This is a genomic window from Streptomyces sp. NBC_00459 (assembly GCF_036013955.1).
Classification (GTDB): domain Bacteria; phylum Actinomycetota; class Actinomycetes; order Streptomycetales; family Streptomycetaceae; genus Streptomyces.
The window spans coordinates 978,705-998,681 of the sequence record NZ_CP107903.1; the positions used below are offsets into that span (position 1 = coordinate 978,705).

Below are 19,977 nucleotides of genomic sequence, written 5' to 3' on the forward strand. Positions count from 1 at the left end.
TGGGGTGTCCGAAGAACTGGGTCCTGTCCGCAACTGGAGCGCGCCGTCGACGATCCGGTACTCGGAGTCGTCGTCCTCGAACCGGAAGGGGCCCTTCGCTGGATTGAGGTGTCGAAGCCGGAGGGTGGGCGCCCGACGCTCAGGAGGTCACTTCGGGCGACGGCAAGCCGGCCTTGGGCGATCCCGCGGCGGGCGATCCGGGCGGCACCGCCGCCGTCGACTCGGAGCGCGCCAGCCTGCTGCCGACCGCCATGATCAGACCGGCCGCAACGGCGAAGAGCGATGCGAGGACGACCATTCCCGATGCTCCCCAGGTGATGAGTACGGCGACCAGAGCGGGTCCCACGATGTTCGCGATGGAGCCGCCGAGACTGAACACGGCCAGGTACTCGGCCTTCTTGGAGTCCGGCGCGTGGCGGATAGACAGCTCCCACGCGCCCGCGCCCTGGAGAAGCTCGCCGCAGGTGAGCAGGACGGTCGCCACCACCAGGATCGTGATGCTCAGCCAGACGTCGGTGTACATCGTCGGGATCAGCACCAGGCTGAAGAGGCCGAGCGCCAGGCCGGACCGCAGAAGGGAGCGGGTGCCGTCCGCGGTGCTCTTGATGTTCTTCGCGAAGTGCACCTGGAAGACGATCGCGAGGACGGTGTTGAGGAAGAGGAGCGCGCTGAGCAGGGCCTCGGGTGCGTTCGTCGCCTCGACGAGCCACAGCGGGATGGCCACGCCGAGGAGAACAGGGTGCAGGAAGAGGATGCCGTTGACGGCGGAGAGGGCCAGATAGCTGCGGTCCTTCGCGACGTCGACGAGCCCGGCGTACCACTTCTGCGTGGCCGGCTCCGAGGGCGGGGTGTCGACGTCCACGAAGCGGAAGACCACCGACGACAGCACGCTGCACGCGGCTCCGGCCAGGATGACCGACCGCAGCCAAGGCAGCCCGCCCATCGAGATCAGCGGTGCGGCGGCCAGGGTGCCGATCGACATCCCGACGTTGATGACGGAGCTGATCACGCCGAGCATCCGGGTGCGGTCGGCGCTGCCTGCGGTCGTGTTGACCAGGATCTGGACCATGGGAAAGATCGGCCCCTGCGACACCAGGACCATGGAGGCGCACAGGGTGAACGTGACCATGTCCTCGGAGAAGGCCAGCGCCACCAGCCAGGTCGCACGCCACAGTTGGAGCGACCGCAGCAGGGTGAGCGGGCCGAAACGCTTCGCGAGGAGCGTGACGGGGACCGTGGTCAGGAAGCCGACGAGACCGGCGATGGTCAGGCCGAGCCCGACCTGGGCCGCCGTCAGGCCTATGCCCTTCAGGAAGTACAGCGTGCTGCCGGCCAGGTAGAACCCGCTGCCGGAGGCGTTGACGACGACTCCGACGGCGATGACGCGGTGGTTCCGGCCGGGGAGCGAGTAGTCACTGACCAGTTTCTTGAATGAGTTCTTGATCATCACTCGGCCGCCGGTGACGAGAACGGGGTGAGCCGGATGTCGATGAGCGACTCCGCCTTGTCGAGGATGTGTCGGCACTCCTCGGGGCTGTCGCCGGTGACGATGACGGCAAGCACCCGTGGCTCCAGACCGCGTGGCGGCAGCCGGAGCGGAATGGGCGGTTTGATCAGGCGCACCACCTCCACGACCCCGTCGAGCAGTTCGGCGGCGGCGGTGTCGACGGACTCCACGGTCCCGTCCTCGGCCGGGAAGAGGAACCTGATCTCGACGCACCGGTCGCGTACCTGCTCGGTGTCGGGCCGGTGCCCCAGCGCGATCGACACCGCGGCGGACGTCAGGTCGACACCGATGGCGAGGTGGCCGAGGAGGGGGATGAAGTCGCCGCCGAGCCGTCCGTTGAGCTCGATCAGCTTCGGTCCCGACGGCGACAGCCGGACCTCGGCGTGCGTCACGCCATCGGTGATGCCCAGGTCACGGTGGGTCTGGACGAGCATGCTCCGCACCGCGTCCGCCCACTCCTCGTCGCGCCACGGGGCGACGAGGTGCCCCACCTCCTGGCAGTAGGGCTCGAAGCCGAGGCGTTTGCGCGCCACGTTCACCGGCTGCACCTCGCCCTCGAAGACCACGGAGTCGATGCTGATCTCCGGGCCGTCGACGTACTCCTCCACGATCGAGCCGCTGAGCGGGGTCAGTCCGGGGAAGCTGCTCGCCGAGGTCATGGCGAAGTGCTCGACGAGTTCGTCCCGGTTGTTGGCCTGGGCCACGCCCACGCTGCCCGCGAGCGAGCGCGGCTTGATGACGACCGGGTAGCCGAAGGACTCGGCGGCCTCCAGGGCCTGCTCCTCGGTTTCGACACGTGCGAACCGGACGAGGCCGGTGGTCTGCCGGGTCCGGGTGGAGAGCTTGTCCCGGCAGTTCGCGGCGGCCGCCGGCGACATGTGGCGCATGCCGAGCCGCGCGGCCGCGGCCGCGGTGTCCTCCAGGAGAACCTCGGCCCACGTCATGACGCCGACGTTGCCGTCGTGCTCCGCGAAGAGGTCGCCGATCGCCTCCACCAGCGAATCGGGCTTGGTGTCGGGAACCCTCCGGTGAGCCGTGATGTATTCGTGCTCCCAGGTCGCCTCCGAGGTGCTGACAAGGGCGATCCGGGTGCCTCCGGCGACCGCCTTGTACGCGTACTCCCGGTAGACGCGCTCACCGGAGCCGACGAAGACGACCAGCTCGGGGGCGGCCGGGTCGACGGGGCGGCAGCGGAAGTCGTAGGCACCGACGGTCCGTTCGACCTTCGCCAGCACCTCTGCGCTGGAGCGCCCGCGGAACCGGAAGCGCGCCCCGGAGTTCTCGTAGCCGTGCTCGTATCCGGGAGTGGCGACGATCGTCTGTCCGCGGATCGGGCTGACTGTCTCGTACGGGCCGTCCTCGGCGGAGAGGGCGAGCTCGGACGCGACGACGCGGCACGGCCGGACCTCCGGCGTCTTCATCAGCAGCCAGCCGACGCGCTCGGTCTCCTCGACGGGCGGCAGCGACCGCGCCTCATCGGGAACCGTGTCTCCGACCTGGAGCGCGAAGGTGACCTTCATGAGGTCGATGCCGTGGACCTCACGCCACAGGAAGGGGACTTCGGCACCTCCGGGGCGGGCTCCGATCTCCAGGAACTGCACCTCCGGCGCGTCCTGCGGCCCGGAGACGAAGAGTTCCAGGTGGAAGACGACGGGACCGGCGCCGAGGGCGGCGGTGGTCCGGGTGGTGAAGTCCTCGACGCGGGACAGGAGCACCGGGTCGTCGATCTCGACCGACCCCAGCGGCTCGCCCTTGGTGTAGCCGAAGCAGGTGTTGACATACCGCGACGCCCGCCAGGCCCCGAGCCCTGGCCCGCCCCCCAGGCTGACCCCGTCGACGTGCAGGATCTCGTACGGGAGGTAGGGCTGTATCAGGAGGATCTCGTCGGGCGGGAAGACGAACGCGGCGAGGTCGTCGGCGGAGTCGAGGCGTGTGACGCCGATGCTGGACGTGCCGCTCACCGGCTTGAGCAGGACGGGCCAGCCGTGCTCGTCGGCGAACGAGCGCACCACCTGGTGGTCGACCGCGTGCGCGGTCGCGGGCACGGCGACACCGGCTTCGGTCAGGCGTTCCGCCATGACCAACTTGTCGCGGAAGGGCGCGAGTTCCGGCGGGGTCTGACCGGGGACACCGAGTTCCTCGCGGAGGACGGCGGCGAGGTCGAGGTCCGATTCGTTGAGCGCGACTATGCGGTCGGGTACCCCGTACTGGGCGATGAGCTCATCGACAGCGCCCCTCAACAGAGGCTCGTCCTCCGTGCTGGCGATCTGCTTGACCGCGGCCGCCGTATCGGGAATCGAACCGAGCGACCATGGCGCGGCAATGTACGTGACCGTGTTGGAGGCGTGGTCGATGTACGACTCGTACTCCGCGAAACGATCGGTCCATTGATGCAGGATCATGACATGCTTCGACACTATTCCTCCAAGACAGCGCAACAGGTGAATTCACAACTGGCGGCTCGACCAGTCGGCGGTTCATCAGACGGGAGCGGGCGATTCGGCGCGACTGTCCAATAGCCAGGGATTCGCGCGAACTCCACCCGATCACGGCCGGAAGGGGTGCAGGGCGTGTCACCCGGCAACCCGGCGACAGAGGCCGCATGACCGGCGGCCGCATCACTCGATCCGGGAATCCGTCTCATGGGCGGCGGCGAGGAGGATCTCCTCGATCAGGCGGAGAACGCCGGTGATCCTCTTGTAACCGGTCGCCGAGGAATTCTCCTGGAGCGTCGAGGTGAGCACCTCGCCCTCCTGTACCTGGAGGTAGAGAGGCGCGCCGATGTTGCGGCCGGTGGTGCCGGTCTCCAGGCCCTCGGGGATGGACAACTGGTCCTTCTGATATTCACCCATGTAATTGAAGAAGTAGGTGAAGAGCCCGCTCACAGATCCATCGAAGCAGCCGTTCACCGTGCCCGTGAAGCCGTGTTCGGCCGCGATCTCCAGCATGTCGTCGACGTTGTGCTCGCCATGTCGGTAGGACCTGAACAGCTCCCAGTGGACCTTGGTGGCGAAGGCACCGAACGGCTCACCCGGCTCGGTGCGGACGACAAGGGGAATCAACTGGTCCTGCGTCGTGAGCAGCTTTTCCCAGCGCGGGTCACTGCGGTTGTTGGTGAAGACCGCGACCATGATCTCGTCCAGGCCGTCGTACTGCGCGGCGGCGCGGCAGTAGGCACTGAGGACGACCGAGGGAAGCGAGATCTGGTGGGCCCGGGCGATCCGGCGAACGGCGTCGGTCTGTTCCGCGGTGCCGTAACGGCCCCAACGCCCGTGGACCGACTCGGGCGCCTCGTCGCGGACCATGGCCGGCGCCCTGTCGAAGATTTTCTGCCAGTGCTTGCGGGCCGAGTTTCGGCGCGTCTCTTTGGCCGCGGACCACTGCTCCTCCGCCAGAGACCGGCACGTCGGAGCCTCACCCCCCAGGGCGCCCGCGGAGAGAAGTGTCAGGAACTCCCGCTGCAACTGATTGACCGACCAGCCGTCCGTCGCGATGTGGTGGAGACAGATGGCCAGCCAACGGAGTTCACCGTCCTTGGCCACCAGCGTCATCCGCCAGGGCGGTTCGGTCGCGAGGTCGAAGGGCTCGCGACCGAGGGAATCCGCCGCCTGCACCGGCTCGGTCTCCTGCGGCGGGCCGGCGACGACAACCGGTTGCGGGGGGAGAATGATCTGCGTGGGCTTCTTGCTGCCGAGGTCCTCGTAGCGTGTACGCAGAGCCTCGTGTCGCTCCTGCAGGACGGTCAAGGCCTCTTCGACCTGCTGGGAGGTGGTCGCTGCGGGCAGTTTCCACACCTGGGGGAGATTGGCAGCCAGCGGGTCAATGTTCTGGATGGAACGTAAAAGCGACAGTTGGCCAAAAGTGATGGGTGCCCTGGCGACTTCATTCGCTTGCATATGCAATAACCCATTCATGCCGTGACGTTGGTTGAACCTATCGCGATGCCAGTTACCGACTCGGCCGCCGTGATCGCGCTCTCGTCGCAGGCTTGACCGACCCACCCTGACACCCGTCGTGCAGGCAGCACCCCAAGGCCCCGGAGAGTCCTTCTCGAGATCTGAACAGATACCCGAGGCCTGACGTGGCGCCGTTGACACGTGAGCACACGTCACAGCAGGACCAGCCTCAAGGCATCACTAAAGCGAAGTAAAGTTAATCCCCCAGATTCGGCACTCACACGCGATCGCCATTGATCGGAGCCCTGGTCAAGGGTGCGCAGACACCGGTAACCGTTTCAATCCAGCTTCGTTGCATGACTCGATGGTGCGAAGAGAGTCAACATGAAATATGTCGCTGCCAATGTCCTGAACTTAAATCCACCAGCGGATTGCGGTCAAGGGGTGCTCACTTTCCGAGACAGTTGCCCGGTGGGCGCGGATAGCGGAACCATTCCCTCCAACCGAGGGCGGACATGTCCAGTTCGCATTCGGCCTGCGGTATTTGTTCCTTAGTACTCCATTCATAGTTCGCTATCACTGCTGGTCAGAGCCGCGTCTTGAGTGCACTCGGCTGACGTCACGTCAGGTTGTGTGACTGCTGCGCCGCGGGTGTGTCACTGAGGGACGGTCAGCTGCCAGGCGTAGCCCGGATTTCAGCCACGGTGAGCGGCGCGAGACCGCCGGAACCGTTTCTTCCACTCCCCTTTTCGGCTGCCGCTGAGGCCATGTTCGGCCGACTGCCAGCGGATCTTCCGGTCCACCGGATCGATCAGGCCGCACACGTGGGCGCGCGTCCTCCGCCGCGGATCCACCCGACCGACGCCTCGTTGTGAGGCGGTTCGATCAACGCCCACTCATCCCCCTGAGCTCCTTGCGCGCCATGCCCGACTTTCACCCACCACCGCGCAGCCCCCGGAACGGGCGTCCGGCGCCCTGGTCACGTCCCGTCCGGAGCGAAGAAGGCGGAGAGTGCTGCCGCGACCGCCTTGGCGTCGTTCTCCATCGGGATGTGGCCCGCGTTCGGGACGCGAACCAGGTCGGTGTTCAGCATCTCCTCGGCGAAGCGTTCGGCGTACGCGATGCCCTGGAAGGTGTCGTCCTCTCCCCACACCAGCAGCTTCGGCACCTCCGAGCGGCGCAGCGCCGGAACCAGGTCAAGGGTGTATCGGCTGTCCGCCGCGCCGGCCAGCGCCATCCAGGAACGGCCGACGCGCCGACTGCGCCAGGGATCGAGGTACTCGGAGATCTCCTCCTCGGCGGCCGGCCGTCCCAGCGCGGCGGTGATCGCCGTGCGCCGGGCAGCAAGGAGTCCCTCCACGCTCGTGGCGGCCACCACCTCGGGGTTCCGGAACCGCTCCACGCCCGGCACCGGCCACGAGTCGTAGGTCACCGAGTTGACCAGGGCCAGCCGGGCCACCTCGGTGTTCCCTGCGACCGCGAGATGCTGAGCAATGGCTCCGCCGATGTCATGGCCCGCCACCCTCAGCGGCTCATCGGCGCCCACAGCGGCGGCGAAGCGCCGCACCCAGTCGGCAAGCGCCGGCACGGTGGCGGATTCGGCGTCCAGCTCCCCGGCCGACCGGCCGAGTCCGGGCAGGTCGACGGCAATGGGCCGCAGCCCTGCCGCTGCCAGCTCCGTCAGCACCGGCAGCCATACCCGGCTCCAGTAGGTCCCGTGCAGCAGCAGGACGGGCGGACGGTCCGCGCCGGCGTCCGTTCCAGCCGCGGTGAGGTAACTGGCGGGCCGACCGTCCACGTCGACGGCCTTGCGAGTGATGGTTGTCGACGACATGCCGCCTCCGGAGTCGTGTCCTCAACATTGGAGGACACGACCTTCCTGCCCTGGAGACAGGCCCGTCAAATATCATTTCCGGCATGGGGGCATAGGTCGTCCGCATAGCTGCTGGTGAACGGCCGGGGCACAGGGGGTGGGCAGGTTGCGACTGTCGCAGTTGCGGGTCTTGCTGGCCGTTGCCGAGCACGGGGGGTTCACCGCCGCGGCGGAGCGGACCGGTATGTCCCAACCGCACGTCAGCCGGTCGATCGCCGCACTGGAGGCCGATCTGGGCGCGGTGTTGCTGGTGCGGCGCCGAGACGGTGTCACCCTCACCGAGGCCGGGCAGCGGGCCGTCTCCCGGGCCCGGGAGACGGTACGACACTTCGACCTGATCCGCCCGGACGTAGCTGCTGCCGTCGGGCAGGTGACAGGACCCCTGCGGCTTGCGAGTCTGCCGAGCACCACCGGGACGCTGATCGCCGCCCGACTGCGCACGTTCAGCGACCGTTACCCCCAGGTCAGCGTGCGTCTTCTGGAGGGCTACAGCCCGGAGATACGCGGATGGCTCGAGAACGGAGCCGCGGAGATAGGCGTGGTGATCCTCCCGGAATCCGGGATGCACACCGTGCCGCTCGGGGCGGACACGATGGTCGCACTGCTGCCGCGGGGGCACGCTCTCGCCTCGGCGGAGACGGTCTCCGTGCGAGCGCTGGCGCGCGAACCGTTCGTCCTGACGACCGGCGGGTGCAGGCCGGTCATCCTGGACGGTGTTCGCCGGGCCGACAGCGTCCTCGACGTCGCCTACGAGGCCGGCGAACTGTCAGCCATCATCGCGATGGTGGACGCGGGTCTGGGAGTCAGCATCGTGCCCACCCTGGGCCTGCCCACAGATCTCGGCAATGCCGTCACCCGCCCACTGGACGTGCCGATCTCCAGGGCCCTCGCCCTGGCTGTGCCCTCCCTCGACAGCTGCACTCCGGCCGCCCGTGCGTTCCTGGACCACGTGCCTGTCACGTGAGGTGGTGCGGGATTCCACACCGTCACCCAACTCGATCAGCCCAGGAAGCTCAATCGCACCTGACGGTTGGCGTTGTCCTTATTGGTGTCCACCAGGCACACCGACTGCCAAGTCCCCAGCTCCAGTTGCCCGCTCACCACCGGCAAGGTGGCGTGCGGTGGGACGAGCGCCGGGAGTACGTGGTCGCGGCCGTGGCCGGGGGTGCCGTGGCGGTGCTGCCAGCGGTCGTCGGCGGGGAGCAGGGTGTGCAGCGCGGCGAGGAGGTCGCTGTCGCTGCCCGCACCCGTTTCGATGACCGCGATTCCGGCGGTGGCGTGCGGGACGAAGACGTTGAGCAGACCGTCCCGGCCGCCCGCCACCTCCCTCAGGAAGGACTCGCAGTCATGGGTGAGGTCGACGACCGTCTCCTGGGTGCCGGAGACGATGTTCAGGACGTGAGTGGTGAAGGCATGGGACATGCGCCCCATCATCACCCGGCCGCCGGGAGCCACGCCCGGCAAGGCTCCCGCCCCTTGATACGAGTGGTCCATTCCGCGAGACACCATTGACCGTGGCCACGCCACCTGGCTACTTTCAGCGGCATGTTGCGTTCAGCCATGCTCACCACGCGCGGTCATATCGACCTGCTGCGGGTGGCCTCCGCCGCGTGTCGTCGCGGCTGCTGACGCCCTTTTCCCCTCCCTTCACGCCCGCCTGGGCACCGCCCAACCCGCACGTCCGCGATCTGCCCTGAACCGTCCCGGACGCGGCGGCGCCGAGGCACACCCCCACCCCGGTCGCTCTCCTCCTCGTGGAGCACTCATGAGCATCAGCCATGCCCCACCGGGCTCCTCCGAGCCCGATATATCGGTCAAATCCAGTTCTGGTACGTCCGAGGCCGCCGCCGGTGACGCCGAACGCACCCTTCCCGACCTCGAACCCATCGTCCCCAGCTCCACGCGCCGCACCCGTGTCCCCCGCTGGCTGCGCCGCACCTCGGGCCCACTGCTGCTCCTCGCGCTCTGGCAACTCCTCAGCAGTACGGGCGTGTTGACCTCCGACATCCTCGCCTCACCCGGCCGGATCGCCGAGGTCGGCAGTGATCTGATCGCCGATGGTTCACTGGGCAACGCGATGGCCACCTCGCTCCAACGGGTCGCCCTCGGACTGCTCCTCGGCACTGTCATCGGCACCGGACTCGCCCTCGTCTCGGGCCTGTTCCGGGTCGGCGAGGACCTCGTCGACGCGCCCGTCCAGATGCTGCGGACCGTACCGTTCGTCGGTCTGATCCCGCTGTTCATCATCTGGTTCGGCATCGGTGAGGCACCGAAGGTAGCGATCATCACCCTCGGTGTGACCTTCCCGCTCTACCTCAACGTCTACGCCGGAATCCGGGGTGTGGACGCCCAGTTGATCGAGGCCGGGGAGTCGCTGGGGCTGTCCCGGTGGGGTCTGGTCCGGCATGTCGTGCTGCCGGGCGCGCTGCCCGGGGCGATGACCGGGCTGCGCTACTCGCTCGGCATCGCCTGGCTCGCGCTCGTCTTCGCCGAGCAGATCAACGCGGACGCCGGTATCGGCTTCCTCATGGTGCAGGCACGGGACTTCCTGCGGACCGACGTGATCGTGGTCTGCCTCATCGTCTACGCGTTCCTCGGCCTGCTGGCCGACTTCGTCGTCCGCTCCCTCGAAAGGCTGCTGCTGCAATGGCGACCCACCTTCACCGGACGGTGACCTCACCGGCCGTACGGGTCGAGGGGCTGACCCGGTCCTTCGACGGCCGCGCCGTCATCGACAACCTCCATCTGGACGTCCGGCCCGGCGAGTTCGTGGCCCTGCTCGGCCGCAGCGGCTGCGGCAAGTCGACGCTGCTGCGCATCCTCGCCGGGCTCGACCGCGACATCGCCGGCACCGTCCTCGTACCGCGCCGCAAGGCCGTCGCCTTTCAGGCTCCCCGGCTGATGCCGTGGAAGAAGGTGTGGCGCAACGTCCTGCTGGGGCTGCCCGGCAAGCCCGGACGTGAGGTCGCCGAGCAGGCGCTCACCGAGGTCGGCCTCAGTCACCGTTCCGACGCCTGGCCCAAGACGCTTTCCGGCGGCGAGGCCCAACGTGCCTCGCTGGCCCGGGCGTTGGTGCGCGAGCCCGATCTCCTGCTGCTCGACGAGCCGTTCGGCGCGCTGGACGCGCTCACCCGTATCAAGGCGCAGCGCCTGGTCGGCGAACTCTGGCAACGCCGGGGCTGCGCGGTCCTGTTGGTGACGCACGACGTCGAGGAGGCGGTTCTGCTCGCCGACCGCGTCCTGGTGATGGACGAGGGAGTCATCGCGTACGAGACGACGGTCGACCTCGACCGCCCCCGCGACATCACCGACCCACGCTTCGCCGAACTGCGCGGCCGGCTCCTGGAACGCCTGGGCGTCGACACCGCCGCCGAGGCGGCCTGAGCCCGAGCCCTCGCAACTCCCCTTCCTCCTCCCCTGATTCGCCCTCCCCGCCGCACAGAAACGATCGGAACGAACGACCATGCGACGACACCTCGTCCCCGCCGCTCTGCTCCTCCCCCTCGCCCTCCTCGCCTCGGCCTGCGGCGGGAACTCGGCCGCCAGCTCCTCCATCGGCTCCGGCAGCGGTACCGACGGCAAGGGGTCCCTCACGCTCAACGTCGGTGACCAGAAGGGCGGTTCGGAGGCCGTGCTGCGGGCCGCAGGGGAGCTCAAGAACCTGGACTACAAGATCAAGTGGTCCACCTTCACCTCCGGCCCGCCGCTTCTCGAAGCCGTCAACGCCAAGGCCGTCGACATCGGCAGCGTGGGCAACACCCCGCCGGTCTTCGCGGCCGGCGCCGGTTCCAAGATCACTGTGGTGGGCGCCCTGCGCGGCGGATCCCAGGGTGAGGCCATCCTGGTGCCCAAGGACTCCAGGCTCAAGAAGGCCTCCGACCTCAAGGGCAAGTCCGTTGCCGTGGCGCAGGGTTCGTCCGCGCACTACCAGCTGATCGCCTCCCTCAAGCAGGCCGGGCTCACCCTCGACGACATCAAGGTCAAGTACCTCCAGCCCGCCGACGCCCTGGCCGCGTACACCAGCGGCAGCGTCGACGCGTGGGCGGTGTGGGACCCGTACACCTCACAGGTGCTCAAGGGCGGCCAGGGGCGCGTCCTGGCCGACGGCGAGGGTGTGGTCAACGGGCTCAACTTCCAGGTGGCCGCGCCCGCCGCGCTCAGGGACGCCAAGAAGGCGGCCGCCGTCAAGGACTTCGTGGAGCGGCTGCGGCGCGCCCAGGACTGGGTGTACGCGCACCCCGACGCCTGGGCCAAGGTGTGGGCGAAGGACACCGGGCTGCCGTACGACGTTGCGCTCGCGTCGGTGAACCGGTCCAACGCGACCCGTATCCCGGTGGCGATCGACGACGCGCTCGTCGCCTCCGAGCAGCAGATCGCGGACACGTTCACCAGCCTCAAGCTCATCCCGAACAAGGTCGACTTCGCGAAGTACGTGGACCGGCGCTTCAACGACGACCTGCCCCCGTCCACCACCGCCCCGCGACCCAGCAAGGAGTCGTGAACGCTCGATGAGCATCCAGCGCGTGGTCGCCCTGCACGGCGGCTCTCGCGACAAGCTGGAGATCTGTCCGAACCTGTGGGCGGGCGTCGGTCTCGTCCGGGGCGGCGCGGGCACGGCGCTCGTGGGCAGCCATGCCGAGGTCGCGGAGCGGATCGAGGAGTACCACGCGCTGGGGGTGGAGCATTTCGTGCTCTCCGGCCATCCGTATCTGGAGGAGGCGTACTGGTTCGGCGAGGGTGTGATTCCCGAGCTGGCGGCGCGCGGGCTGCTGGAGCGTACGCCGAGGGCGGCCGGGGGTTCGCCGCCGCTGGTGGCGAGCGGGCGCTGAACGCTTCGGCTGCGTCGCGGGAAGATCCTCGCCCCTCTCCCGGTTAGTAGAAGCGTGAACGATACCGGGATGCGCGAGGGCGTACGAGAAGTCGATGTCGTCGTCATCGGCGCCGGCCAGGCAGGTCTGTCCAGCGCCTATCACCTGCAGCGCACCGGCTTCGCGACGGAGCGTGACTTCGTCGTGCTCGATCACGCCCCGCATCCCGGTGGCGCCTGGCAGTTCCGCTGGCCGTCGCTCACCTACGGCAAGGTGCACGGGATGCACGCGCTGCCCGGCATGGAGCTGACGAACGCCGATCCGACGCGGCCGTCCGCCGAGGTCATCGGCGAGTACTTCGACACGTACGAGCGCGCCTTCGATCTGAAGGTACGGAGGCCGGTGGAGGTACGGGCCGTGCGCGAGGGCGACGGAGACGGGCGGCTGCTCGTCGAGACCTCGGACGGTGACTGGTCGGCGCGGGCGCTGATCAACGCCACCGGCACCTGGGACCGGCCGTTCTGGCCGCGCTATCCGGGCCAGGAGACCTTCCGGGGACGGCAGTTGCACACCGCGCAGTACCCGGGGCCCGAGGAGTTCGCCGGGCAGCGGGTGGTCGTCGTGGGCGGAGGGGCGTCCGGCACCCAGCACCTGATGGAGATCGCTCCGTACGCGGCCGAGACCACGTGGGTGACCCGGCGTCCGCCGGTCTTCCGCGAGGGGCCCTTCACCGAGGAGTTCGGGCGCGAGGCCGTCGCCCTCGTCGAGGAACGGGTCCGCCAGGGGCTGCCGCCGAAGAGTGTCGTGTCGGTCACCGGCCTGCCCCTCAACGACGCGATCCGGCAGGCACTCGCCGACGGCGTCCTCGACCGGCGCCCCATGTTCGACCGGATCACCCCGGAGGGCGTCGAGTGGGCCGACGGACAGCGCGTCGACGCCGACGTGATCCTCTGGGCGACCGGATTCCGGGCCGCGATCGACCATCTGGCACCGCTCAGACTGCGCGAACCCGGCGGCGGGATCCGCGTCGAGGGGACGCGCGTGGTCACCGATCCGCGCGTCCATCTGGTCGGCTACGGCCCGTCGGCGAGCACGATCGGCGCCAACCGCGCAGGGCGGACGGCCGTACGGGACATCAGGCGGCTGCTCGACCAGGAGCCGGCCACTGTCTGACGTCCCGTAGGGCCGCATGGCCCGTCAGTTCACTTGGCGGGCTGCCCGCTCCGCTGCCCCTGGCCCGGACTCTTCCGGTCCTTCTGCTCTTTCTGGTTCTGGTTGAACTCGGCGACGTTGCGCTGGTGTTCGGCGTAGTCGGCCGTGAAGCGGGTGTCCCCCGGCTTGACGGTGACGAAGTACAGCCAGTCGCCCGGCGTCGGGTTGATGGCGGCGCGCATCGCCTCCTCGCCGGGGTTGGCGATCGGCGTGGGCGGCAGGCCCATGCGCTGATAGGAGTTGTACGGGCTGTTCAGGCGGGTGTCGTTCGCCGTCGTCCTGAGCGTGGACCTGTTCAGCGCGTAGTTGATGGTCGAGTCCATCTGCAGCGGCATCCCGCGTTCGAGCCGGTTGAAGACGACCCGGGCCACCTTTCCCATGTCCTGCTTGCCGGCGGCCTCGGCCTGGACGATGCTCGCGATGGTGACGGCCTGGTAGACGTTCATGGCGTTGCGCTGCGCCCCGGCGGTGACCGGCGGACCGCCGAACTTCCGGTTGGCGGTGTCGACCATGAACGACAGCAGGGATTCCGGTGTGGCCTTCTCCTTCAGCGGATAGGTCGCCGGGAAGAGATAGCCCTCGGGGTTGCCCTCGGCATCGGTGGGGAGTTTCAGCCGGGCCTTGGCGAGCGACTTCTTCGTGCTCCCGGCCGGCAGGGCGAGGGCCTTGTCGACAGCCTCGTACACCTGCATGGAGCGCCAGCCCTCCGGGATCAGGAGGGAGGTCGGCCGGGGGTCCCCTTCGCTGTCGACGCTCAGCAGCGGCACCGCCACGGCGGTGGCCGCGACAACGGCACCGGTCGCGATGAGGACGGCCCGGCCACGGCGCGTCAGGCGAATCGTGCTCCGTGACGGAGTGTTCATCTGCATGCGGGCACGGTAACCCGCAGAACGTCACAAACCCGGCATATATTCATCTTGTCCGACCACACATGTCACCCGGTCGGCTCCAGTTGGGCATCACGGCGCACCAGCGCCGCGTACCGCCCGTCCTGCCGCAGCAGTTCCTCGTGCGTACCCCGTTCGACCGCGCGCCCGGAGTCCAGGACCACGATCTGGTCGGCGCCCCGAACGGTGGACAGCCGGTGCGCGATGGTGAGCGTGGTGCGGTTGGCCGACAGGGCGTCGATGGCTTCCTGGACGGCCGCTTCGGTACGGGTGTCCAGGGCGCTGGTCGCCTCGTCCAGGATGAGGACGGGCGGGTCGCGCAGGATCGTACGGGCGATGGCGAGGCGCTGTTTCTCACCGCCGGAGAAGCGGTGACCGCGCTCACCGACGACCGTGTCGTACCCGTCGGGCAGGGACGAGATGTGGTCGTGGATCTGCGCCGCCCGCGCCGCCGCGTGCAGTTCCTCGTCGGTGGCGTCCGGCTTGGCGAAGCGCAGGTTGTCGGCGACCGTGGCGTGGAAGAGGTACGTCTCCTGGGAGACGACGCCTACCGCGCGGGCGAGCGTGTCGAAGTCGAGGTCGCGGACGTCCACGCCGTCGATGGTGACCCGGCCGCCCGTCACGTCGTACAGACGGGGCACGAGGTGGCCCAGCGTGGACTTGCCGGCGCCGGTGGGGCCGACGATCGCCAGGCTGCCGCCCGCCGGGACGGCGATGTCGACCCCGTCGAGGATCGGGCGGCTCTTGTCGTCGTAGCGGAACTCGACGCCCTCCAGCCGGACTTCACCCTTGACCGTGTCGAGGTGGACCGGGTTCTCGGGCTCGGTGATGTCGATGGGCAGGTCGAGATACTCGAAGATGCGCTGGAAGAGCGCGAGCGAGGCCTGGATCTGGACGCCGGTGCTCAGCAGGCTGACGGCCGGCCGGAACAGGCCCTGCTGGAGCGAGACGAAGGCGACGAGCGTGCCGATCGAGACGGTCGGGCCGCCGAACTGGAGGGCGAGGCCCGCGGCCCAGTAGATGACGGCGGGCATGGCGGACATGACGATGCCGATGACGGCCATCCGCCAGCGACCGGCCATGCTGGAGCGCACTTCGAGGTCGACCAGCCCCTCGGACTCCGCGGCGAAGGACCGGGTGAGCGAGTCGGCGCGGCCCATCGTCCGGCCGAGCAGGATGCCGCTGACCGACAGCGACTCGGTGACCGTGGCGGCCATCGCGGCCATCTGCTTCTGGCGCTGGGTGGTGATCCGCTTGCGTTCGTTGCCCACGCGGCGGCTGATCCAGACGAACACCGGCAGCAGGAGCAGCGACACGGCGGTCAGGCGCCAGTCGAGGGCGACCATCGCGACGATCGTGGCGACGACGCTGGTGAAGTTGGAGACCAGGGAGGTCGCGGTGGAGGTGACAGTGGCCTGCATACCGCCGATGTCGTTGGCGATGCGCGACTGGACCTCGCCCGTGCGGGTGCGGGTGAAGAAGGCGAGCGACATGTTCTGCAGACGGCCGTAGACGGCGGTGCGCAGGTCGTGCATGACGCGCTGGCCGACGGTCGTGGAGATCAGCGTCTGCAGCACACCGAGGACGCCGCCGAGGACGGCGCTGACGATCATCCCGAGGGCGAGCAGGCTGAGCAGTCCGGTGCGGCCCTCGGGGATCGCGACGTCGAGGATCTCCTTCAGGAGAAAGGGGGTGGCGACGGACACGAGGGACGCTGCGGCCACCAGCAGGCCCACCACGGCGAGCCGGCCGCGGTAGGGACGGAAGAGCTTCAGGATGCGACGGACCTGGCGCGGCTGGTCCGCCGAGTCGGCGGACGGGGTCCAGGCGGGTTGACGGTCGGGTTTCATGGGCTCCTTCGGGAGACTTGGTGAGGACGACTGGCGGAGCATAGCTCATTGTTACCTATACTCACAATGAACTGCATCCTGATATTGTTCCCCCATGAGTTCCCCCGACGCCGACGGTCCGCTCGCCGACCAGTTGCTGAACCTGACCCGCCGTCTGCACCGCAGCCACAAGCACCAGCTGGAACAGCGCGGAGTCGGCATCACCCCGGCCCAGTCCCGGCTGCTGCGCACTCTCTCGCACCACCTCCAGCATCACGGTTCTCCGCCGCGGATGGCAGATCTCGCGGAGCGCCTGGAGGTCGTACCCCGGGCGGTGACGACACTGGTGGACGCGCTGGAGGCGAGCGGCAAGGTGCGCCGGGTGCCCGATCCCGACAACCGCCGGGTGATCCGGATCGAGCTCACGGACGACGGACGCCAGGCGCTGAGCGAGCTGCGCGGAGCGCGCAGGGCGGCGGCGGAGGAGATTCTCGCGCCGCTGACGGACGAGCAGCGCACACTGCTGGGCGGGCTGCTGGACACGCTGATGGACGGGGGCGGAGCGCCGCCCGAGCGGCGCTGCTGACCGGAGCGCCACTGTTTCTTCACATTCGACCGGGCCGTGGGTCCGCCCCCTGGAGCACTGGGGCGGACCCACGGCCCGGTCGAATGTCGGAGGTACCGCAGATCAGCTCGCGGGCTCCTTGGCCTCGGCCACCTGGGCCGGAACCACCACCTCCGCGGATCCCTCCGCGTCCGCCGCGTCGTCCTCCTCCGAGATCACGATCTCCCGGTCCAGCACCTTCTTCGCGCGCTCCAGATCCAGAGCCCCCTCCCAGCGGGAGACCGCGAAGACGGCGACGCAGTTGCCGAGCAGGTTCGTGACGACGCGCATCGAGTCCATGATGCGGTCGACGCCGAGCAGCAGTGCGACGGCCCCGGCCGGGATGGCCCCGAGCGAGGAGGCGGTCGCGGACAGGGCGAGGAAGGCCGAACCGGGGATGCCGGCCATGCCCTTGCTGGTGAGCATGAGCACCAGGATCACGGTGATCTGCTGACCGAGGCTGAGGTCCACGCCCACGGCCTGGGCGATGAACAGGGTGCCGATCGAGAGATAGAGCGACGCGCCGTCGAGGTTGAAGGAGTACCCGGTGGGCAGCACCAGACCCACCGCGTCGTCGCGGGCGCCGGCCTTGCGCAGCTTCAGCATCACGCGCGGCATCACGGACTCGGTGGAGGCGGTGCCGAGCGCGAGGAGCATCTCCTCACGGATGTAGCGGAGGAACTTCCAGAGGCTGAGCCCGGTGACCATCTTGAGAGCGACGGCGAGCAGCGCGATGAAGAGCGCGGCAGCCGCATAGCAGAGAATGATCAGCTTGGCGTACGTCTCGATCACGCCGAGTCCGTACTGGCCGATCAGGACGGCCATCGCGCCGAACACCGCGATCGGGGCGAGCCGCATGATGAAGCCGACGACCGCGAAGATGATCTCCTGGGCCTGCTCGATGGCGGGCAGCACCTTCGGCACCTTGGTGTGGCCGAGGTGGAGCAGCGCCGCGCCCACCAGGCAGGCCAGGATCAGCACCTGGAGGAGTTCGTTCTCGGCGAAGGCACCGATGAAGCTGGTGGGTATCGCGTTGACGATGAACTCGGTGGTCGAGGGCAGCGAGCCGCCACCCGTCTTCGCGTCGATCGCCGAGGTGTCGAGCGTGGACGGGTCGACGTTCATGCCCGAGCCGGGCTGGACGATGTTGGCGGCGAGGAGCCCGATGACCAGGGCGAGCGTGCTCGCCACCTCGAACCAGATCAGGGCCTTGAGCCCGATCCGGCCGAACGCCTTGAGATCTCCGGCCTTGGCGATGCCGACGACGACCACACAGAAGACGAGCGGCGAGATGATCGTCTTGATCAGCCGGGTGAACCCGTCGCCGAGCGGCTTGAGATCCGTGGCCACGTCGGGCCAGAGCTTGCCGACGACGATGCCGAGCACAAGCGCGACGGCAACCTGCGCGAACAGTGAGGTACGCAGTATGCGTGCGACGCGTCGCGGCAGGGACGGTACGGACTGCGGCACGAGCACTCCTCCAAGAAGCTTCTGGGATGCGGAAAAGCGATTCCGCGTCGCACACTATTGAGGAGTCGTGGATCCCGACTGCAACCTGCGTATTTCAGCGGTGTAAATCATCGGCCGTCCCCACCGCACGCACCGCTCTCTCAGCAGCGGTCGCGGTCCTCCGTGAGCACCCCCTGCACGGTCACCAGCGAACGGTCGTGGCATCCGGCCGAGCCGTACAGCCGGTGGCGCTCACTCGTCTTCCCGACGGCGTGACGCTGGTCGCGCGGCACGTTCGCCGTATACGTCGCGTCGCCCGTGTACGCGTCGTCGAGCCACGACCACGCCGTACGCCGCCCCCCGAACGTCTCGGCGACCGCCTCCCGGTCGCCGAGCGTGAGCACGGTCCGCAGCCGGTCGCCCGCGCCGAGTGTGGTCGTGCCGTCCATCGTGTACGTCCGCTGCGTGCGGACGGTCCTGGCCGGCCCGCGTCCGTCGACGGTGACGTTCTCGGCGTCCGTCCAGGTGGCGGTGAGGCCGTCGGTGTTCTCGCCGTCGGTCCAGCGGTGCACGGAGGTGTTGGCGAGGGCGCGGCCGACCGTGGTGACAACCCGGCCGTGCGAGGTGTCGACATACCCGGTGACGGTCAGACGGTGACCGCCATCGGTGTCGAGACGGTTCTGCCCGTCGGCCGAACCAGGTGTGTATGTCGAGGAGTTGGCGAGGCCACTCGCATGGCGGGAGGTGAGCCTGCCGGTGACCCGAGCGCGCTCGGCGTCCTGCCAGACGAGGACGTTGACGGGGGTGCTCCAGCCCGCCTGCCCTTCCGGCACGCCGACGACGGAGACCTCCACGTCGTGCGGCCGGCCGTCGTTGAGGAGCCCGGCGAAGGGGGTCAGATCGTATTCGATCGGTTTGATGTCGAAGGCGCGCGGTCCCGGAATCACGTACCAGAGAAAGGGGTTGGACCAGCCACCGGTCCACACGGTCGGGAACGGGGCGGCGATTCCGGCCAGTTGGCCGTCTACCTTGATCTGCACCTCGCGGTACGGGCCGTCCGTGGCCTTGCAGGAGTAGGGGGCCGCGTCGGGGACGGTGAGGTACCAGTACTCCTCGCAGCCTCCGCCGGAGCCGGTCGCGTACACCTCGGCGACGATGCGTTCACTGTTGCGCGGAGTGGTGAGGGTGCCGTCCTGGAGGGTGAGGACGCGGTCCGGAGTGTCCTTCGCAGCGGGGGTCCCAGCCGGCTCGTCGTAGAACGTCAGCGTGACCTTGACGTCGAGGATGCCGGTGTAGGTGTCGTTGACAACGTTTCCGATGAGCATCTCGACGGGCCGGGCCTTGCTCAGGGTGTCGCTGTAGCGCGTGACGTCCTTCTCGACGGACCAGGAGATGCCGTCGGGTGAGGGCTGCGGAGTGGAGGTACGGAGGACTTCGACGCCGCCGATGTGCAGGTAGCCGAGGCGGTCGTACTGACGTCCCTTCACCTTGCCGTCCATCCGCAGAACGACCTTGCCCCAACTCGTGCCGCAGCCGCTCGGGGGCTCGTATGTGCCCTGGTAGGGCGTGAAGTCCTTGAACTGGGCCTCGGCGACGACGACTTCGCAGGACTTGGAGCCCACCGGCCGCGTGACCGCGGGCGCGGCGGTGACCGGGTCGTGCCAGTCGGTGCCGAACTCCGCGGGGACATCGACGGACCGGGCCGCCGCCTCGGCCGACCGAGCGGGGTCCGCTCCTAGGAGGGTGCTCGCCAGGAGGGTCGCTCCGGCAAGCATGGACATGATGATCCGGCTTCTCATGGCCGGTGTTCTACGGGCAGTCGGCCCCACGCGGCAATGAGGCGATCAACCGCCAATCGGGCCGAAACCACGCCTCTCGCCGGAAAACCGTTTGCCTCCGACCACGCGGTGAC

The 19,977-nt window shown here is 68.7% G+C and carries 16 protein-coding genes and 1 pseudogene; 8 read left to right on the top strand and 9 right to left on the bottom strand.

Annotated elements, in window-relative coordinates:
* Nucleotides 1–139: 139 nt before the first annotated feature.
* The 4 genes from OHN74_RS04130 to OHN74_RS04145 all read right to left on the bottom strand — a co-directional run bounded on the left by OHN74_RS04130 (nucleotide 140) and on the right by OHN74_RS04145 (nucleotide 7,237).
* Entirely contained in the window at nucleotides 140–1,447 is a 1,308-nt protein-coding gene (locus OHN74_RS04130; RefSeq protein WP_327693146.1) for an MFS transporter, read from the bottom strand.
* A complete protein-coding gene (locus tag OHN74_RS04135; RefSeq protein WP_327693147.1) occupies nucleotides 1,447–3,924 on the bottom strand; it encodes an ATP-grasp domain-containing protein in 2,478 nt (825 codons plus the stop codon). The genes OHN74_RS04130 and OHN74_RS04135 overlap by 1 nt, the downstream gene beginning before the upstream one ends.
* Nucleotides 3,925–4,125: 201 nt before the next feature.
* Nucleotides 4,126–5,421 carry a condensation domain-containing protein gene (locus tag OHN74_RS04140; protein ID WP_327693148.1) on the bottom strand — a complete coding sequence of 432 codons (1,296 nt, stop codon included), beginning with the start codon at nucleotides 5,419–5,421 and terminating at the stop codon, nucleotides 4,126–4,128.
* 961 nt (nucleotides 5,422–6,382) lie between these two features.
* Nucleotides 6,383–7,237, bottom strand: a complete 855-nt coding sequence (locus OHN74_RS04145; protein WP_327693149.1) for an alpha/beta fold hydrolase — start codon at nucleotides 7,235–7,237, stop codon at nucleotides 6,383–6,385.
* Nucleotides 7,238–7,373: 136 nt separating this feature from the next.
* Here OHN74_RS04145 and OHN74_RS04150 point away from each other — a divergent pair, with 136 nt between their 5' ends.
* Nucleotides 7,374–8,240 carry a LysR family transcriptional regulator gene (locus tag OHN74_RS04150; protein ID WP_327693150.1) on the top strand — a complete coding sequence of 289 codons (867 nt, stop codon included), beginning with the start codon at nucleotides 7,374–7,376 and terminating at the stop codon, nucleotides 8,238–8,240.
* Between the two features lie 35 nt (nucleotides 8,241–8,275).
* Here the strand turns inward: OHN74_RS04150 and OHN74_RS04155 are convergent, their stop codons facing one another.
* Nucleotides 8,276–8,698: a secondary thiamine-phosphate synthase enzyme YjbQ gene (locus tag OHN74_RS04155; protein ID WP_327693151.1), complete on the bottom strand. Its 423-nt coding sequence runs from the start codon at nucleotides 8,696–8,698 to the stop codon at nucleotides 8,276–8,278.
* Between the two features lie 138 nt (nucleotides 8,699–8,836).
* Here OHN74_RS04155 and OHN74_RS42825 point away from each other — a divergent pair, with 138 nt between their 5' ends.
* From OHN74_RS42825 to OHN74_RS04180, 6 genes and pseudogenes are all read left to right on the top strand, one after another.
* Nucleotides 8,837–8,905, top strand: a complete 69-nt coding sequence (locus OHN74_RS42825; protein WP_351286961.1) for a putative leader peptide — start codon at nucleotides 8,837–8,839, stop codon at nucleotides 8,903–8,905.
* A gap of 136 nt (nucleotides 8,906–9,041) precedes the next feature.
* The gene (locus tag OHN74_RS04160) at nucleotides 9,042–9,950 is read left to right on the top strand and encodes an ABC transporter permease (protein ID WP_327693152.1); all 909 of its coding nucleotides are present in this window, start codon (nucleotides 9,042–9,044) and stop codon (nucleotides 9,948–9,950) included.
* Entirely contained in the window at nucleotides 9,923–10,660 is a 738-nt protein-coding gene (locus OHN74_RS04165; protein ID WP_327693153.1) for an ABC transporter ATP-binding protein, read from the top strand. The genes OHN74_RS04160 and OHN74_RS04165 overlap by 28 nt, the downstream gene beginning before the upstream one ends.
* Nucleotides 10,661–10,739: 79 nt before the next feature.
* A complete protein-coding gene (locus OHN74_RS04170; RefSeq protein ID WP_327693154.1) occupies nucleotides 10,740–11,777 on the top strand; it encodes an ABC transporter substrate-binding protein in 1,038 nt (345 codons plus the stop codon).
* A 16-nt stretch (nucleotides 11,778–11,793) separates the two neighbouring features.
* Nucleotides 11,794–12,105 (top strand): annotated as a pseudogene (locus tag OHN74_RS04175) (alkanesulfonate monooxygenase); the annotation flags it as partial.
* 69 nt (nucleotides 12,106–12,174) lie between these two features.
* On the top strand, nucleotides 12,175–13,257 hold the full coding sequence (locus OHN74_RS04180) for an NAD(P)-binding domain-containing protein (protein ID WP_327699979.1): 1,083 nt from the start codon (nucleotides 12,175–12,177) through the stop codon (nucleotides 13,255–13,257).
* Between the two features lie 29 nt (nucleotides 13,258–13,286).
* Here the strand turns inward: OHN74_RS04180 and mltG are convergent, their stop codons facing one another.
* Together mltG and OHN74_RS04190 are read right to left on the bottom strand one after the other, a co-directional pair.
* Complete coding sequence (mltG, locus tag OHN74_RS04185; RefSeq protein ID WP_327693155.1) at nucleotides 13,287–14,165, bottom strand: endolytic transglycosylase MltG; 879 nt, start codon at nucleotides 14,163–14,165, stop codon at nucleotides 13,287–13,289.
* Nucleotides 14,166–14,230: 65 nt separating this feature from the next.
* Nucleotides 14,231–16,033, bottom strand: coding sequence for an ABC transporter ATP-binding protein (locus OHN74_RS04190; protein WP_327693156.1), 1,803 nt, complete (start codon nucleotides 16,031–16,033; stop codon nucleotides 14,231–14,233).
* A gap of 94 nt (nucleotides 16,034–16,127) precedes the next feature.
* On the opposite strand from OHN74_RS04190, the gene OHN74_RS04195 reads away from it, so the two are divergent.
* Nucleotides 16,128–16,598 (top strand): MarR family winged helix-turn-helix transcriptional regulator, encoded by a 471-nt coding sequence (locus tag OHN74_RS04195; RefSeq protein WP_327693158.1) that lies wholly within the window; start codon nucleotides 16,128–16,130, stop codon nucleotides 16,596–16,598.
* 102 nt (nucleotides 16,599–16,700) lie between these two features.
* Here the strand turns inward: OHN74_RS04195 and OHN74_RS04200 are convergent, their stop codons facing one another.
* Nucleotides 16,701–18,086 (bottom strand): cation:dicarboxylate symporter family transporter, encoded by a 1,386-nt coding sequence (locus tag OHN74_RS04200; protein ID WP_327693160.1) that lies wholly within the window; start codon nucleotides 18,084–18,086, stop codon nucleotides 16,701–16,703.
* A 140-nt stretch (nucleotides 18,087–18,226) separates the two neighbouring features.
* Nucleotides 18,227–19,864 (bottom strand): peptide-N4-asparagine amidase, encoded by a 1,638-nt coding sequence (locus tag OHN74_RS04205; RefSeq protein ID WP_327693161.1) that lies wholly within the window; start codon nucleotides 19,862–19,864, stop codon nucleotides 18,227–18,229.
* Nucleotides 19,865–19,977: the final 113 nt, after the last annotated feature.

What these genes read in the sequence shown, in the direction of transcription:
- OHN74_RS04130 (WP_327693146.1), bottom strand. Translation starts at nt 1,447, where the DNA reads ATGATCAAGAACTCATTCAAGAAACTGGTCAGTGACTACTCGCTCCCC.
- OHN74_RS04140 (WP_327693148.1), bottom strand. Translation starts at nt 5,421, where the DNA reads ATGAATGGGTTATTGCATATGCAAGCGAATGAAGTCGCCAGGGCACCC.
- OHN74_RS04145 (WP_327693149.1), bottom strand. Translation starts at nt 7,237, where the DNA reads ATGTCGTCGACAACCATCACTCGCAAGGCCGTCGACGTGGACGGTCGG.
- OHN74_RS04155 (WP_327693151.1), bottom strand. Translation starts at nt 8,698, where the DNA reads ATGTCCCATGCCTTCACCACTCACGTCCTGAACATCGTCTCCGGCACC.
- OHN74_RS04160 (WP_327693152.1), top strand. Translation starts at nt 9,042, where the DNA reads ATGAGCATCAGCCATGCCCCACCGGGCTCCTCCGAGCCCGATATATCG.
- OHN74_RS04165 (WP_327693153.1), top strand. Translation starts at nt 9,923, where the DNA reads ATGGCGACCCACCTTCACCGGACGGTGACCTCACCGGCCGTACGGGTC.
- OHN74_RS04170 (WP_327693154.1), top strand. Translation starts at nt 10,740, where the DNA reads ATGCGACGACACCTCGTCCCCGCCGCTCTGCTCCTCCCCCTCGCCCTC.
- OHN74_RS04180 (WP_327699979.1), top strand. Translation starts at nt 12,175, where the DNA reads ATGCGCGAGGGCGTACGAGAAGTCGATGTCGTCGTCATCGGCGCCGGC.
- mltG (WP_327693155.1), bottom strand. Translation starts at nt 14,165, where the DNA reads ATGCAGATGAACACTCCGTCACGGAGCACGATTCGCCTGACGCGCCGT.
- OHN74_RS04190 (WP_327693156.1), bottom strand. Translation starts at nt 16,033, where the DNA reads ATGAAACCCGACCGTCAACCCGCCTGGACCCCGTCCGCCGACTCGGCG.
- OHN74_RS04195 (WP_327693158.1), top strand. Translation starts at nt 16,128, where the DNA reads ATGAGTTCCCCCGACGCCGACGGTCCGCTCGCCGACCAGTTGCTGAAC.
- OHN74_RS04205 (WP_327693161.1), bottom strand. Translation starts at nt 19,864, where the DNA reads ATGAGAAGCCGGATCATCATGTCCATGCTTGCCGGAGCGACCCTCCTG.